Annotated in this window: 14 protein-coding genes; 5 read left to right on the top strand and 9 right to left on the bottom strand. The window is 60.0% G+C overall.

The window, feature by feature from the left end:
* Window positions 1-29: 29 nt before the first annotated feature.
* A complete protein-coding gene (locus tag SB725_RS20425) occupies window positions 30-350 on the top strand; it encodes a hypothetical protein (protein WP_027924286.1) in 321 nt (106 codons plus the stop codon).
* Window positions 351-466: 116 nt separating this feature from the next.
* Window positions 467-1,228, top strand: a complete 762-nt coding sequence (locus SB725_RS20430; RefSeq protein WP_027924285.1) for a YdcF family protein — start codon at window positions 467-469, stop codon at window positions 1,226-1,228.
* A gap of 40 nt (window positions 1,229-1,268) precedes the next feature.
* Here the strand turns inward: SB725_RS20430 and lnt are convergent, their stop codons facing one another.
* From lnt to miaB, 5 genes are all read right to left on the bottom strand, one after another.
* Window positions 1,269-2,792, bottom strand: coding sequence for an apolipoprotein N-acyltransferase (lnt, locus tag SB725_RS20435; RefSeq protein ID WP_059182105.1), 1,524 nt, complete (start codon window positions 2,790-2,792; stop codon window positions 1,269-1,271).
* 8 nt (window positions 2,793-2,800) lie between these two features.
* Complete coding sequence (locus SB725_RS20440; RefSeq protein WP_027924283.1) at window positions 2,801-3,640, bottom strand: HlyC/CorC family transporter; 840 nt, start codon at window positions 3,638-3,640, stop codon at window positions 2,801-2,803.
* Window positions 3,641-3,645: 5 nt separating this feature from the next.
* On the bottom strand, window positions 3,646-4,140 hold the full coding sequence (ybeY, locus tag SB725_RS20445) for an rRNA maturation RNase YbeY (protein ID WP_027924282.1): 495 nt from the start codon (window positions 4,138-4,140) through the stop codon (window positions 3,646-3,648).
* The gene (locus SB725_RS20450; RefSeq protein ID WP_027924281.1) at window positions 4,133-5,137 is read right to left on the bottom strand and encodes a PhoH family protein; all 1,005 of its coding nucleotides are present in this window, start codon (window positions 5,135-5,137) and stop codon (window positions 4,133-4,135) included. Before SB725_RS20450 ends, ybeY begins: the two co-directional genes overlap by 8 nt.
* A 143-nt stretch (window positions 5,138-5,280) precedes the next feature.
* Window positions 5,281-6,609: a tRNA (N6-isopentenyl adenosine(37)-C2)-methylthiotransferase MiaB gene (miaB, locus tag SB725_RS20455; RefSeq protein WP_032833561.1), complete on the bottom strand. Its 1,329-nt coding sequence runs from the start codon at window positions 6,607-6,609 to the stop codon at window positions 5,281-5,283.
* Window positions 6,610-6,743: 134 nt separating this feature from the next.
* Here miaB and SB725_RS20460 point away from each other — a divergent pair, with 134 nt between their 5' ends.
* A complete protein-coding gene (locus SB725_RS20460; protein WP_007894425.1) occupies window positions 6,744-7,073 on the top strand; it encodes a DUF1820 family protein in 330 nt (109 codons plus the stop codon).
* Window positions 7,074-7,137: 64 nt separating this feature from the next.
* Here SB725_RS20460 and SB725_RS20465 read toward each other — a convergent pair whose 3' ends face one another.
* The 4 genes from SB725_RS20465 to SB725_RS20480 all read right to left on the bottom strand — a co-directional run bounded on the left by SB725_RS20465 (window position 7,138) and on the right by SB725_RS20480 (window position 10,670).
* A complete protein-coding gene (locus tag SB725_RS20465) occupies window positions 7,138-7,692 on the bottom strand; it encodes a tetratricopeptide repeat protein (RefSeq protein WP_027924279.1) in 555 nt (184 codons plus the stop codon).
* A 225-nt stretch (window positions 7,693-7,917) separates the two neighbouring features.
* A complete protein-coding gene (gene hemL / locus SB725_RS20470; protein ID WP_027924278.1) occupies window positions 7,918-9,201 on the bottom strand; it encodes a glutamate-1-semialdehyde 2,1-aminomutase in 1,284 nt (427 codons plus the stop codon).
* 15 nt (window positions 9,202-9,216) lie between these two features.
* Window positions 9,217-9,840 (bottom strand): thiamine phosphate synthase, encoded by a 624-nt coding sequence (thiE, locus tag SB725_RS20475; RefSeq protein WP_027924277.1) that lies wholly within the window; start codon window positions 9,838-9,840, stop codon window positions 9,217-9,219.
* 32 nt (window positions 9,841-9,872) lie between these two features.
* The gene (locus SB725_RS20480) at window positions 9,873-10,670 is read right to left on the bottom strand and encodes a hydroxymethylpyrimidine/phosphomethylpyrimidine kinase (protein ID WP_027924276.1); all 798 of its coding nucleotides are present in this window, start codon (window positions 10,668-10,670) and stop codon (window positions 9,873-9,875) included.
* A 325-nt stretch (window positions 10,671-10,995) separates the two neighbouring features.
* On the opposite strand from SB725_RS20480, the gene SB725_RS20485 reads away from it, so the two are divergent.
* Both SB725_RS20485 and SB725_RS20490 read left to right on the top strand, forming a co-directional pair.
* Window positions 10,996-13,380, top strand: a complete 2,385-nt coding sequence (locus tag SB725_RS20485; protein WP_027924275.1) for a hybrid sensor histidine kinase/response regulator — start codon at window positions 10,996-10,998, stop codon at window positions 13,378-13,380.
* A gap of 74 nt (window positions 13,381-13,454) precedes the next feature.
* Complete coding sequence (locus SB725_RS20490) at window positions 13,455-15,104, top strand: acyl-CoA dehydrogenase family protein (RefSeq protein WP_027924274.1); 1,650 nt, start codon at window positions 13,455-13,457, stop codon at window positions 15,102-15,104.
* Window positions 15,105-15,124 lie beyond the last annotated feature (20 nt).

The following is a 15,124-nucleotide window of genomic DNA, read 5'->3' on the forward strand; positions in this document are numbered from 1 at the left end:
AGTGAGTCTTATCTTCAATGAGGTGAGGGATGGTTGAATCACAGCAAAAAGCCACAAAACCGGAACTGTACGAAAGACTGATCGATCGTTTGGGAATGGCCCTGGACGCTGCAAAAACTGCTGGCCGGCTGCGCGATGAGCGTCCCCTGGAGCTGGAACTGCGCGGCCTTAGCCCCGCAGAGTTTGAATTGGTCAAAGCCTATCTGGATCGCTGTGAACGTGAAACACACGGATGCTTGTCAGCAGCAGTGAAGCAACTCGATGCACCACGTTCGGCCAAAATCATCTGGCTCAAGGACAAAGTACCCGGCAGGGACGCGGTAAAGGTCCGGTCTCTGCAATTCAAGTAAGGGCACTTGAGGTCATGGCCCGGCTTCTTTTTTACTCTTTTGAAGCATAGTCCTTCCATATCTGTTGTCGCATTGCGTCAACCCACTTAGGCTTCGGGCATCTCTGGAGATGCTCGATGCCTTTTCGATATTTTGTGAAACAACTGCTGTTACCTCCCGGTATTCTTTTGCTGCTTTTGGTCCTTGCGTGGTGGTTGCGCCGCTCAAGGCCAAGGCTTGCGGGTGCGTGCTTTGTTCTGGGTGTCGGTGGTTTCTGGTTGATGAGCTTGCCCGTGGTAGTGCAGTGGAGTGCCAAAGCGCTTGAGCGTGATCCGCCGTTGTCACGCGACGAATGGGCGACCCTGGGCCAGCGCGCGGACGCCATCGTGGTGTTGGGTTCCGGGCGTGAGCGCGGCGACATTGCCTGGGGCACCGACCAGCCGACTGGCATAGGGTTGGAGCGTGAGCGATATGCGGCGCGTCTGGCCAAAGCTTCCGGTTTGCCTGTGCTGACCAGCGGTGGCCTGCATTACGGTACGCCACCCACCGAAGCGAAGTTGATGGCGGACTCGCTGCTCGATGATTTTGGCGTGACGGTACGCTGGCAGGAAGGGCGTAGCCTCACGACGTGGGAGAACGCGAAGTTCAGTGCCGAGGTGTTGTTGCCTCAGGGTATCAAGCGGGTAGTGGTCGTGACCCAGGCCTGGCACATGCCGCGGTCTGTCTGGAGTTTCCAGAAGGCAGGGTTTGACGTTGTGCCTGCGCCGGTGGGCTTTTTAGGCGTCGACAATGCCCGACCGCTGGGCGGCTGGATGCCGGAATTCAAGTCGATCTGGCAATCCGGACAATTGATGAACGAGGCGGTGGGACAGGTCGGGTATTCGCTTTTCTATCGCTGATGATCGTTCCCACGCTGAGCGTGAGAACGATCAGATGGGGTCAGACGGTTTTTGCCATCCGGCTAGCAATCAACGCCCAACCAAACAACAACACGCAAACGATGATCAACGGCCACGAGCGCCATTGCAGGTACGGCGTCAGGTTGTGCATCGGCACCACTTCGCCGTAGAGGATGCCGCGTTCGAACTGCGGGATCTGCGCGGTAATCTGGCCAAACGGGTTAATCAGCCCGGATACGCCATTGTTGGTGGCGCGGATCATCCATCGGCCCGCCTCCAGTGCGCGCATCTGTGCCATCTGCAAATGTTGCAGTGGGCCGATGGAGGTGCCGAACCAGGTGTCGTTACTGATGGTCAGCAGCAAATCACTGCGCGCTGCAAGGCTGGCGGCGAATTCCGGGTAGACCACTTCGTAGCAAATGAACGGCGCAACCTGATACCCCTTGGCCTGCAACATCGGCTGGTCGGCCGGTCCACGGGCGAAATCGGACATCGGCAGGTCGAAGAACGCGATCAGTCCGCGCAGTACATCCTGCAACGGCACGTATTCGCCGAACGGCACCAGTTTTTGCTTGAGGTAAGTGCCATCGCCTTCGCCGACGACTGTAATACCGTTGAAGAAGCGTTTCTCGTGACGCACTTCCTGACGGATCGGTACGCCGGTAATCAACGCCGAATTACGCTCGGCGGCGAAGTTGCCCATCATGGTCAGGTAGCCCTCGGCGGACGACTTGAGCACCGGTACGGCGGTTTCGGGCCAGATCAGCAGGTCGACGCGTTTGGAGCTGAAGCTCATGTCGCGGTACAGCTCCAATTGCGCGTTGAGCTGCGCCGGGTCCCACTTCATGCTTTGTTCGATGTTGCCTTGAATCGCCGCGACGCTGAGCGCAGGGCCCGCCGGGCTGGTCCAGGCATGTTCTTTCAGGGCCAGGCCGGCCACCCACGGGCCGACCAGCAACAACGCGCCCGCTGCAATAAACCCTTTACGCCCGGTGCGCACCAGTCGCAACGCGTTGTAGATCAGTGCGGCCGTCAGGGCGAGAGTGAAGGAAATCAACCACATTCCGCCTAATGGCGCGAGCCCGGCCAATGGACCGTTAAGCTGACTGTAGCCGGAATAGAGCCACGGGAAACCGGTGAGGAACCAGCCGCGAAATGCCTCCTGGCCGACCCACAACGCTGCAAACGCCAAGGCATCTGCCAGCGGTGCTTCGTTGCGACGTAGCCAGCGCGCCCAAATCCAGGCCGGCAGGGCAAAGAACCAGGCAATCGCTGCGGTGAACGCCAGCATCAGCAAGCCCGCCAGCAACACCGAGGCGCCACCGAAGTTGTGAATGCTGTAGTAGATCCAGCTGGTGCCGGCGCCGAACAGGCCAAAACCGAAACACCAGCCACGGCCCAGGGCCTGACGTGGGCTCAGTTCGCGCAAACCGGCGTAAAAGAAGCCGACCGCCAGCAATGCCAGTGGCCAGATATCGAACGGCGCCAGCGCCAGGGTGGTGAGTGCACCGGCCGCCACGGCCAGCAGATTACCGGGCCAGCCGGGACGGGTGAGACGGTGCATGTCAGTCCTTAACGGGCAATTGGAGTCAGGCGCAGCAGATGAATCCGACGGCTGTCGGCGTTCAGGATGCGGAAGCGATAAGGGCCGATTTCAGTGATCTCGTTGCGTTTGGGCAAGTGCCCGAACGCGCTCATCACCAGGCCGCCGACGGTATCGAACTCATCGTCGGAGAATTCGCTGTCGAAAAACTCATTGAAGTTTTCGATCGGTGTCAGGGCCTTGATCAGGAAGTCACCGCTGGGCAACGGCTTGATGTAGCTGTCTTCCTCTACGTCGTGCTCGTCTTCGATGTCGCCGACGATTTGTTCCAGCACGTCTTCGATGGTCACCAGGCCAGCCACGCCGCCGTATTCGTCAATGACGATGGCCATGTGGTTGTGGTTGGCGCGAAATTCGCGCAGCAGCACATTCAGACGCTTGGACTCGGGCACGAACGTGGCCGGGCGCAGCAGGTCCTTGATGTTGAAGCTGTCGCCGTTCTCCTTGAGGATCAACGGCAGCAAGTCCTTGGCCAGCAACACGCCCATCACGTCATCGTGGCTTTCGCCGATCACCGGGTAGCGGGAGTGGGCCGAGTCAACCACGGCGGGCAGAAACTCGCGAGGGGTCTGGGTCGCCTTGATGCTGACCATTTGCGAGCGCGGGACCATGATGTCCCGTACTTGCAGGTCTGCAACCTGGATGGCGCCTTCGACGATGGCCAGCGCTTCGCTGTCCAACAGTTTGTTCTGGTGTGCATCGCGCAGGAGCTCCAGCAGCTCCTGACGGTTTTTCGGCTCGTGGGCAAAAGCCTGGGTGAGCTTACCCAGCCAAGACTTCTGCCCGTTGCTCGATCGATCTTCGCTCATAGCGATTACTCTGAATCCTTTGTTGTAACGATAGGGGATGTTTCGGTTTCGTCGTCCGCATACGGGTCGGGATAACCCAACTCTGCAAGCAACGTTCGTTCCAGTGCTTCCATTTCTTCGGCTTCGTCGTCATCTATATGGTCGTAACCCAACAGATGCAAGCAGCCGTGAATGACCAGATGAGCCCAGTGGGCCTTCAATTCCTTGCCTTGTTCGGCGGCTTCACGCTCGACCACGGCCACGCAGATCACCAGATCGCCCAGCAGCGGGATATCAAGGAACTCGTCGGGCACGTCGGCGGGGAACGACAGAACGTTAGTGGCGTAATCCTTTTGCCGCCAGGTGTGATTCAGCTCGCGGCCTTCTGCTTCGTCGACCAGGCGGATGGTCATTTCGGAGTCGGCAGTGCGCTGGCGCAGGGCGAGTTCGCACCATTGGCGGAACTCGGCTTCGCTGGGGGCGGACGCTTGTGTAGCCAGTTGCAGATCAAGCTCAAGCATCGCGGCGGTTGTCCTTGGGTGCTTCTTCGGTCACGCGATTTTCGAAGCGCTCGTAGGCTTCGACAATGCGCTGCACCAGTGGATGGCGCACAACGTCCTTGGGCATGAAATGGGTGAAGCTGATGCCCGGCACGTCCTTGAGCACCTCGATCACATGGTGCAGCCCGGACTTGGTGCCTTTCGGCAGGTCGACCTGGGTAATGTCACCGGTGATGACCGCGGTGGAGCCAAAGCCGATACGGGTCAGGAACATCTTCATTTGCTCGACGGTGGTGTTCTGGCTCTCGTCGAGAATAATGAAACTGTTGTTCAGCGTGCGACCGCGCATGTAAGCCAGCGGTGCCACTTCGATGACCTGGCGCTCGATCAGCTTGGCGACGTGTTCGAAGCCGAGCATTTCGTAGAGCGCGTCATAGAGCGGGCGCAGGTACGGGTCGATCTTCTGCGACAAATCGCCGGGCAGGAAGCCGAGCTTCTCGCCGGCTTCAACCGCTGGACGAACCAGCAGGATGCGACGAATCTGCTCGCGTTCCAGCGCGTCTACGGCGCAAGCCACGGCCAGATACGTCTTGCCGGTACCGGCAGGGCCGATGCCGAAGTTGATGTCATTACCGAGAATTTCTTTCACATAGCGCAGCTGATTCAAGCCTCGAGGGCGAATCATGCCTTTCTTGGTGCGCAATGCGACGGAAGGTTCGGAGGGGGAGACGTTGTCCAGTTCCTCGACGGCCGATTCCTGCAGGAACAGGTGAACCATGTCCGGCGACAGCTCGGTACCCTTGGTTTCCCGGTACAGACGGCGCAGGAGGTTTTCCGCGGAGGTGGTGTGTTTAGGTTCGCCGATCAATTCGAACTGGTTTCCGCGGTTGCGGATCTCGATCGTCAGGCGCTGTTCGATCAAGCGTAAATGCTCGTCGAATTGCCCGCACAGATTGGCGAAGCGGCGAGCCTCAAAGGGCTCGAGGATGAAACGATGCGGTTCTATGGGTGCGTTCAAGGTCGTATTTAGCCGCCCTGGGGCAATTAAGATGAAATCAAGGATAACGCCAGTGGGCTGGGTGCGAAAGCTCTTAATATTCCAGCCTCAAACACGGACCCCTATGGGAGCGAGCAGGCTCGCTACCACAGGGTTACTCAGTGTTACTGGATCAGCGAGCCCCGCAGCGAGTGCGGTTGTGCGGCATCGATGTGCACGTCGGCGAATTGGCCAATCAAGGTTGGCGTGTCGCAGCGGAAGTTGACGATACGGTTATTCTCGGTCCGGCCTTGCAGTTCGCCGGGGTCTTTTTTCGAGTAATCGGTGACCAGGATCCGCTGGATCGAACCGACCATTTGTCGGCTGATTTCGAAACCTTGCTGGTTCAGGCGATGTTGCAGGGCGTTCAGGCGCTCTTTCTTCAACGCTTCCGGCGTCTCGTCGACCAGGTCGGCCGCCGGGGTGCCCGGGCGCTGGCTGTAGACGAACGAGTAGGAGAAGTCGAAACCGACGTCTTCGATCAGCTTCATGGTTTGTTCGAAGTCTTTTTCGGTCTCGCCCGGGAAGCCGACGATGAAGTCCGAACTGATGCAAATGCCCGGCACGGCGGCCCGCAGCTTGCGCAGTTTGGATTTGTATTCCAGCGCGGTGTGGTTGCGCTTCATCGCCGAGAGAATTCGGTCCGAACCCGACTGCACCGGCAAATGCAGGTGTTTGACCAGTTCCGGCACATCGGCGTGGGCCTGGATCAGGCTGTCGGAGAACTCCAGCGGGTGCGACGTGGTGTAGCGAATCCGGTCGATGCCATCGACGGCGGCCACGACACGAATCAGCTCGGCCAGATCGGCGAGGCGACCGTCATGCGTGGTGCCGCGATAACCGTTGACGTTCTGACCCAGCAGTGTCACTTCGCGCACGCCGTTTTCAGCCAGGTGGATGATCTCGGCAATCACATCGTCGAACGGCCGGCTGACTTCTTCGCCACGGGTGTACGGCACCACGCAGAAGGTGCAGTACTTGCTGCAGCCTTCCATCACCGACACATAAGCGCTTGGGCCATCGATGCGCGGTTCGGGCAAATGGTCGAACTTTTCGATTTCCGGGAACGAGACGTCAACTTGCGGCAGCTTGGTGGCGCGTGCGGCGTCGATCATTTCCGGCAGGCGGTGCAAGGTTTGCGGGCCGAAGACCACGTCGACATACGGCGCGCGATCACGAATGGCTGCGCCTTCCTGACTGGCCACGCAACCGCCGACGGCGATCACCATGTCCGGGTTGGCGAGTTTCAGTTCACGCCAGCGGCCTAACTGGGAATACACCCGGTCCTGGGCGCGCTCGCGAATGGAGCAGGTGTTGAGCAGGATCACGTCGGCGTCTTCAGCGCGGGCGGTGACTTCCAGGGCCTGGTGTTCGCCCAGCAAGTCGACCATGCGCGAGCTGTCGTACTCGTTCATCTGACAACCGTGGGTTTCGATGTAAAGCTTCTTGGCCATGGACAGAGTCATCACGTGATTCAAAGAACCGCGCATTATAGGGAACATGTCCCAAGGTTCCTACCGCTGTGCGTCCGGTGGCTATGCTATAGTTCGCGCCCTCATTTTTATCCCAAATGTGTTGCTCGCCCACCATGACCAAACGTGAAGCTCCAATCTACAAGGTGATTTTCCTCAACCAGGGCCAGGTGTACGAAATGTATGCCAAGCAGATCTATCAAAGTGATCTGTGGGGCTTTCTGGAAGTGGAAGAGTTCGTCTTTGGCGAGCGCACGCAAGTGGTCGTCGATCCGAGCGAAGAGAAGCTCAAGGCTCAGTTCGAAGGCGTGGTACGCAGTTTTGTGCCGATGCATTCGATTGTGCGCATCGACGAGGTCGAGCGCCTGGGTACGCCGAAAATCAGCGAAGCCCGTGGCGCGGTCGGCAATGTCATGCCGTTTCCGATGCCGATGCCTGAAAAGTAAGCCTTAAAACCGAGTCGCCCCATTCGACTTGCTCGCGAAGGGGCCTGTCATTTCGCCGCAGAAATCAGGGTAGCGGTGCAAAAGGCGTTCGCCCATCCGCATTCTGCAATTCCATCAGGTATTTACGAAAGATTTGCCCCAGCACCTGAGTCGCCACTTCCAGCTCTTCGCGCGGCATTTTCTCGGTGACTTCGTCGGCGGTGTCCAGCGCATCTTCAGCACCGTTGACCGCAGCCATTTTCAGCAGAATGTAAGCCTGAACGTTATTGGCCTGAACACCTTCGCCATGGAAGAACATGGTGCCCAGTTTGAATTGCGCCTGGGCGTGGCCTTGCAGCGAGGCTTTTTCGAAATAGCTGAGGGCTTGATTGAGGTCGCGAGGCGCGTTTTTGCCTTCGTAGTAGAACTCACCCAACTCGTATTGCGCTTGTGCATCCCCTTCATCCGACGCTTTCTGGCAGGCGGCGAGCGCTTGCGTCAGGTCTTGCGGCTGAGTATTGAGGGTGCAGCGACCCATCGCTGGGATTAACAACGAGTTGCCGCCTGCTTGTGCGTGCGCGAGCAGGGGCTGAAGGAGCAACAGGCAGCCCAGTGCAAGGGCGCGGCCGGTGCGGTTCATGAGAATCGACTTACCTCTGAAGGGCGCGCGGACCCATCGAGGGATCCAATAAGCGCGCATTATGAAATAAGCAGGGCCAACCTTACAAAGTCTTTACTCGTTTTTCTGCTGCGCGGGGAATATATCGCCCAATTTGCGGGAGATTATTGGCAGAAGCGTAGGAATAAGGGTGTGAATGCAGGTAAAAGCTGACGCTGGCAGTCGCCAACGTCAGCGGCAGAGCGATTATTTCAATGCGGCGAATGCACGCTCAGCGGCATCCAGCGTCAGTTTCAACTCGGCGTCGCCATGGGCGATCGAGGTAAAGCCGGCTTCGAATGCGCTCGGCGCCAGGTAAACGCCACCTTCAAGCATCAGATGGAAGAAGCGACCGAACAGCGCCGCGTCGCTGGCCATTACGTCATCGAAGGTCACGATGTCGTCGGCGCCACTGAAATACAGGCCGAACATGCCGCCCGCCTGCGTGGTCACGAACGGAATACCCGCCGCATCGGCGCGTTGTTGCAGGCCATCGAGCAGGCGACTGGTGTAGTCGCTCAGCTCGGCATGGAAGCCTGGACGGCTGATCAGGCGCAGGGTGGTCAGGCCAGCGGCCATGGCCAGCGGGTTACCCGACAACGTGCCTGCCTGGTATACCGGACCCAGTGGCGCGATGTGCGACATGATTTCGCGTTTACCGCCGAAGCAGCCGACCGGCATGCCACCGCCGATAATCTTGCCGAAGGTGCTCAGGTCCGGCGTTACGCCGAAATGCGCTTGTGCGCCGCCGAGGGCGACGCGGAAACCGGTCATCACTTCGTCGAAAATCAGCACCACACCGTGCTTGTCGCACAGGGTCCGCAGGCCTTCGAGGAAACCTGGCGCCGGCGGTACGCAGTTCATGTTGCCAGCGACGGGCTCGACGATGATGCACGCCACGTCCTGGCCGACTTCGGCGAGCATGGTTTCCACCGCGTCGATGTCATTGAATGGCAGGGTCAGGGTGTGTTTGGCGAAGTCCGCCGGCACGCCGGCCGAGCTCGGTACGCCCTGGGTCAGCGCGCCGGAGCCAGCCTTGACCAGCAGACTGTCGGAATGACCGTGGTAGCAGCCTTCGAACTTGATGATGCTGTCGCGGCCGGTGAAACCACGGGCCAGACGGATCGCGCTCATGGTCGCTTCGGTGCCGGAGCTGACCATGCGCACCATTTCCATCGACGGCACGATCGAGCAAACCAGGTCCGCCATTTCGGTTTCCATCGCGGTCGGGGCGCCGTAGGACAAACCGTGTTCCAGCTGTTTACGCACCGCGTCCAGCACGTCCGGATGGCTGTGGCCGAGGATCATCGGGCCCCAGGAACCGACGTAATCCACATAACGCTTGTCGTCTTCGTCGGTGACGTAGGCGCCTTCAGCGTGTTTGAAAAACAACGGGGTGCCGCCGACGCTTTTGAACGCGCGCACAGGCGAATTCACGCCACCGGGAATGTGTTTCTGGGCATTGGCAAACAGGGTTTCGGAACGAGACATGGTCGGGCTCTCAAATCAGACTTTAAGTAATTCGTTAAACGCGCGAGCGCGGCGGGTCACTTCGGCTGCGCTCTCGGCGCCAAACAGACCGTGGACAACCGCCAGCAGATCAACTCCGTGGGCCACCAATGGCGCGGCATTTTCCAGGGTGATGCCCCCAATCGCGCAGATTGGCAGGTGCAGTGTGCTGCGGGCCTGATCGAGCAAGTCGAGGCTGCAGGTCGGTGCGCCGGGTTTGGTGTTGGAGTTGAAGAAACGGCCGAAGGCGACGTAACTGGCGCCTTCTTTTGCAGCCTGTTCGGCGAGTTCGAGTTGCGCGTGGCAAGTCGAACCGATGATGGCTTGGCGACCGAGCAGGGCGCGGGCCGGGGTCAGTGGGCCGTCGGTCTGGCCCAGGTGCACGCCAACGTTCAGGCGCGCAGCGAGCTCGGCATCGTCGTTGATGATCAGGTGAGTCTTGTAGCGTTCGCACAAATCACGCAGCGCCTCAGCCTCACGCAGACGCCGTGCCTCGTCGCTGCTCTTGTCGCGGTATTGCAGCAGGGTGACGCCGCCTTCCAGCGCCGCCTCCACGTACGAAAGAAATTTACCGGCCAGCAACTGGCTATCGGTAATGGCGTACAGGCCACGTAGTTTCATCGGACAAGCCTCGGCGCTTTACGCTTCAATAGTTACGAGCAGAAATCCAGGGGCAGACGGCGCGGCACGAACTGGCCTTTGCCCAGCTGCTCTGCATCACGCAGGGTTCGCCATGTGTAGTTAAGCGCGGTCTGTACCGCACTGGCGAGGTTTTCACCCTGGGCCAGACGACCGGCCAAGGCGCTGGCCAGCGTGCAACCGGAACCGTGATAGCTGCCGGGCAAGCGCTGGCAGGTAAAGGTTTCGCGGCGACCGTCGCGGCTGTAGAGGCGGTTGTGGATTTCGTGTTCGTCGCCATGGCCGCCAGTGATCAGCAGGTGTTTGACGAACGGCAACAGTTTTTCGGCGCATTCGTCGGCCGTGCCTTCTGGCAGTTCGGCGAGGATGCGCGCTTCGGGAAGGTTAGGGGTGGCGATGATGGACAGGGGCAGCAGGCGTTCGCGCATGGCGTAGCCGACTTCGTCCTTGCCCAGTCGTCCGCCACCGCCGGCGCGCAGCACCGGGTCGCAGACCACCGGCAAATGCGGGTGCGCCGAGAGCAGTTCGACAACGGTGTCGACCATCTCCAGGGAACCGAGCATGCCCAGTTTGACCGCAGCGACTTCGGAATCGTTGAGCACGGCATTGGCCTGGGCCAACACCCACTCACGGTCGAGGACGCGAAAGTCAGTGACGTTGACCGTGTCTTGCACGGTCAGGGCAGTGACGGCCGGAGCCGCATGGCAACCCTGGGCGAGCAGGGCTTCGATATCTGCCTGCAAGCCGGCGCCACCACTTGGGTCGTGGCCGGAGAGACAGAGGACAACGGGGCGAGAGCTGTAGATATTCATGGTGCGCGAGCTTACCACCAGTCGACCAGCGAGTCATGAGACGGACTTGTAGCCGCTGGCGAAGCCTGCGTCCGGCTGCTACAGGGATATGTAAAACGGCCGATGCATTGATAGAACCTGACCAACCACGCTGATTTTGCGCAAAATTTGTCGCTGGAACGCCCGTACTAGAGCCTCTGCAGTAAATTTTTCAATGGTGTTCAATGGCCACCAGCGGCTATGCTAGAGTGGATCCAAACCAATAACAGGTAATGCCGGTTTTACGTCTACTCAAAGGGAATGAGGGGCTTCCTGAGATAACCGGACAGGCCACGCTGGGGCTTAAATGCGCTATTTGCTGATGTTGCTGCTTTGCTTGCCCCTCATGGCGAGCGCCGTCGAGTTCGACGAATTCACCCAGAGCCTTCCCCTGGGCCGAGTCATGCAGGTGTACGAAGACGCGGGTGGTCAGGCGACCATCGCTGATGTTCGTGCGCAGGCTGCGGCCGGAAACTTCAAACCCCACGACAAAGCCACGCTCAACGCCGGGTACTCGCGTTCGGTGTTCTGGCTAAAAATCGATCTGCATTACCGCCCGACCAACCCCGCGGCGCAGCGCACCTGGTTGCTCGAGCTGGCCTATCCGCCCCTCGATCACCTTGATCTGTACTTGCCCGATGCAACCGGCAGCTATCAATTGGTGCGGCAGACCGGTGATGCCTTGCCGTTTGCCACTCGCGAGATCCGCCAGAACAACTACCTGTTCGATTTGAATTTCACCCCAGACCAGGCGCAAACCGTCTACTTGCGCCTGCAAAGTGAAGGCTCGATTCAGGCGCCGGTGACCTTGTGGTCGAGCACCGCGTTTCTTGAAGAACAACCGGTGCGCCTCTACGTTTTGGGGCTGATCTACGGCGTCTTGCTGGGGATGTTGGTGTACAACCTGTTCATCTACCTCAGCGTGCGAGACACCAGTTACCTCTATTACATCTTCTACATTGCCTCGTTTGGCCTGTATCAGCTGTCAGTCAACGGCGCGGCCGTGGAGTATTTCTGGCCGAATAATCCCTGGTGGGCCAACGCGGCCACGCCGTTCTTCATCGGCTGTGCCGGGCTGTTCGGCAGCCAGTTCGCCCGCAGCTTCCTGCAGACCGGGTCCTACGGTCGCTGGCTCGACCGCTTGTTGCTGGCATTGATTGCATTCGGCGCGGTGGTGATCGGGCTGTCATTGATGGCCAGTTACGCCCTGGCCCTGCGCCTGGCCACAGCGTTGGCCTTGACCTTCACCGTGGTGATTTTCGCCGCCGGGTTGTGCGCCTGGCTTCGCGGCCTGCGGGTGGCGCGCTACTTCATCATTGCCTGGTCGGCGTTTTTGCTCGGCGGCATCGTCAACACGCTGATGGTGCTGGGTTACCTGCCCAACGTGTTCCTGACCATGTATTCGAGCCAGATCGGTTCGGCGATTGAAGTCGCCTTGCTGTCGCTGGCCCTGGCCGACCGCATCAACGCCATGCGCGAGCAGCAGGCGCAAACGTTGTTTGATGCCGGCCAAAAGCTTGAAGTGCTGAACCAGCAACTGGCCCACAGTAACAAGCTCAAGGACGAATTCCTCGCCACCCTGACCCACGAATTGCGCACCCCCATGAACGGTGTGATCGGTTCTTTGGAGTTGATGCAGACCGTCGAGATGGACCCGGAACTGGAGCAATACCAGCAGACCGCCGCCGGTTCCGCGCGGGACATGATGCGCATGGTCAACGGCATCCTGACCCTGACCGAATTGCAGGCCGGCAAGCTCAAGGCCACGCCGGCAACGTTCAGCTTGCGCGGTGTGGTCGATGCCTTGCGGGCGCAGTTCGAGGGCAATGCCTCGAGCAAGTCGCTGGACTTCAAAGTCGACGTCACGTCGGGGCTGCCGGACCGCTTGCACGGCGACAGCACCAAGCTGGCGCAGTGCCTGGAATGCCTGCTGGACAACGCGATCAAGTTCACCCGGGTCGGCGGGCTTGCGCTGCGGGTGACCGGCAAACCGGTGGAAAACGGGCGGCTGTCGTTGTCGTTTGCGGTGATCGACACCGGCATCGGCTTCACCGATCTGGGGGAGGCGACGATGTATCAGCGTTTCTTCCAGCTCGACGGTTCGATGACTCGCGAGTACGGCGGCCTGGGCGTAGGCCTGGCGATTTGCCGGCAACTGGTCGAATTGCTCGGTGGCCGCCTGACACACCGTTCGGAGCCGGGCAGTGGCAGCCGGTTCCAGCTGGATGTCGACTTTGAAGTGCCCGTGGTAGAGCGCCCGCACGTGCCGTTGATGAGTGGTGATCCTGCGCGTTTGCGCCTGCCTCAGGATTGCAGCGTGCTGCTGGTCGACGACAACAGCGTCAACCAGTTGGTGATGCGCGGCATGTTGCTCAAGCTCGGGTTTCGGGTGCGTTCTGCGGACAACGGCGCGGCCGCGCTCGATCAGTTGCAACGTGAAACCTTTGACGCGGTGCTGCTCGACTGCCAGCTGCCGTCTCTGAATGGCCTCTCGTTGTGCTGCCAGATCCGCGACTTGCCGGGTTGCGCCGAGTTGCCTGTGTTTGTGGTCGCACTCAGCGTCGATCGCGAACGCTGCCCGACCGGCGACATGATCGATTACCTGAACAAACCGGTGAAATTCGAAGACTTGCAGGCCGCCCTGTATCGGCGGGTGTTGTGCCCAAGGCAAGGCGAAAGCGCCGACAGTTAGGCGGATATGCCACTTTGTTCAGCCTCGGGGCAGTGCTTAACTGAATCCCTTGGCTGACCCAAAGGAGCCCCGTCATGAACCTGCATCAGTTCGCCGAAACCCACGAAGTCACCAACCAGCCACCGTCGCTGGACGGCACTAACCTCTACCGCATCGACCTGCCGCTGCAGGAGTGGTCGCGACGGTTCGGGGCCGGTTGGGCCGAGTCGCGGATCGACGCCTATGGCGCACTGGCCGGCGGGTCGCTGATGGAGGCCGGGTTCCTCGCCAATCAGAACAAACCGGTATTCGTCAGCCATGACCGTTATGGCCATCGCATCGATCTGGTGGAATTCCACCCGGCCTATCACCAATTGATGCGCACTGCCGTCGAACACGGGCTGACGTCGTTGCCCTGGGCGCATCCACAGTCCGGTGCCCATGTGGCCCGCGCGTCCATGAGTTACTTGCACAGCCAGGCCGAGGCCGGCAGCGGTTGCCCATTGACCATGACCTTCGCCAGCGTCCCGGCGATGCGCCTGCAACCGGATCTGGCCGAGCAGTGGCTGCCGAAAATCCTCTCGACCGAATACGACCCGCGCAATGTCGGCATGGCCCACAAGGCCGGTGTGACCATCGGCATGGCCATGACTGAGAAGCAGGGCGGCACCGATGTGCGCGCTAACACCACCAAGGCCTATCCGGTCGGCGCCAGCGGCCCGGGCCAGGCTTACGAACTGGTGGGACACAAGTGGTTCTGTTCGGCGCCGATGTGCGATGCGTTCCTGACCCTGGCGCAGACCGATAAGGGTTTGACCTGTTTCCTGCTGCCGCGCCATCGCCCCGACGACACGCGCAATCAGTTCTACATCCAGCGCCTGAAAAACAAACTGGGCAATTGCTCGAACGCCTCCAGCGAAGTGGAATTCCGTGGGGCACTGGCGTGGATGATCGGCGAAGAAGGACGTGGCGTGCCGACCATCATCGAGATGGTGGCCATGACCCGCTTCGATTGCATGGTCGGTTCCAGCGCGCTGATGCGTCAGGCGCTGACCCAGGCCAGCCATCACTGCGCGCACCGCAGCGTTGGCGGCAAGCGGCTCAGCGAACAACCGTTGATGCAAAACGTGCTCGCCGATCTGGCGCTGGAAAGCGAAGCCGCCCTCGCGTTGAGCCTGCGCATGGGCAAGGCGCTGGATCATCTGGACGACAGCCATGAAGCGAAATTCGCCCGACTGGTAACGGCAGTGGGTAAATACTGGATCTGCAAACGAGCGCCTGCGATGATCAATGAAGCCGCCGAATGCATGGGCGGCGCCGGGTATGTCGAAGAAAGCATCCTGCCGCGCCTGTATAGAGAGGCGCCGGTCAATTCGACGTGGGAAGGTTCCGGCAACGTGCAGTGCCTGGATGTGTTGCGCGCTTTGTCGAAGGAACCGGGTGTGCTGGATGTGTTGTTCAGCGAACTGGGCGATGGTCATGGCGACAAACGCCTGGCCGCGCACATCAGCCAGTTGCAGGCGGCATTCAAGGACACCAGCGACATTCAGTACCGCGCGCGGCAACTCACCGAAGATATTGCATTGGGGCTCCAGGCCAAACTGTTGCTGGAGGCCGGCAATTCGGCGGTCAGTGATGCGTTTATTGCCAGTCGGCTAGGCTCGGCCGGGCGGGTGTATGGCGCGTTGCCGCGAGGGCTGGAAGTGGAAGCGATTGTCGCCCGCGCAACCCCGCAAGGTTTCTGAGCACGATGAACACCACTGAG

It is taken from the genome of Pseudomonas sp. SIMBA_041 (assembly GCF_046535095.1).
Lineage (GTDB): Bacteria > Pseudomonadota > Gammaproteobacteria > Pseudomonadales > Pseudomonadaceae > Aquipseudomonas > Aquipseudomonas mucoides.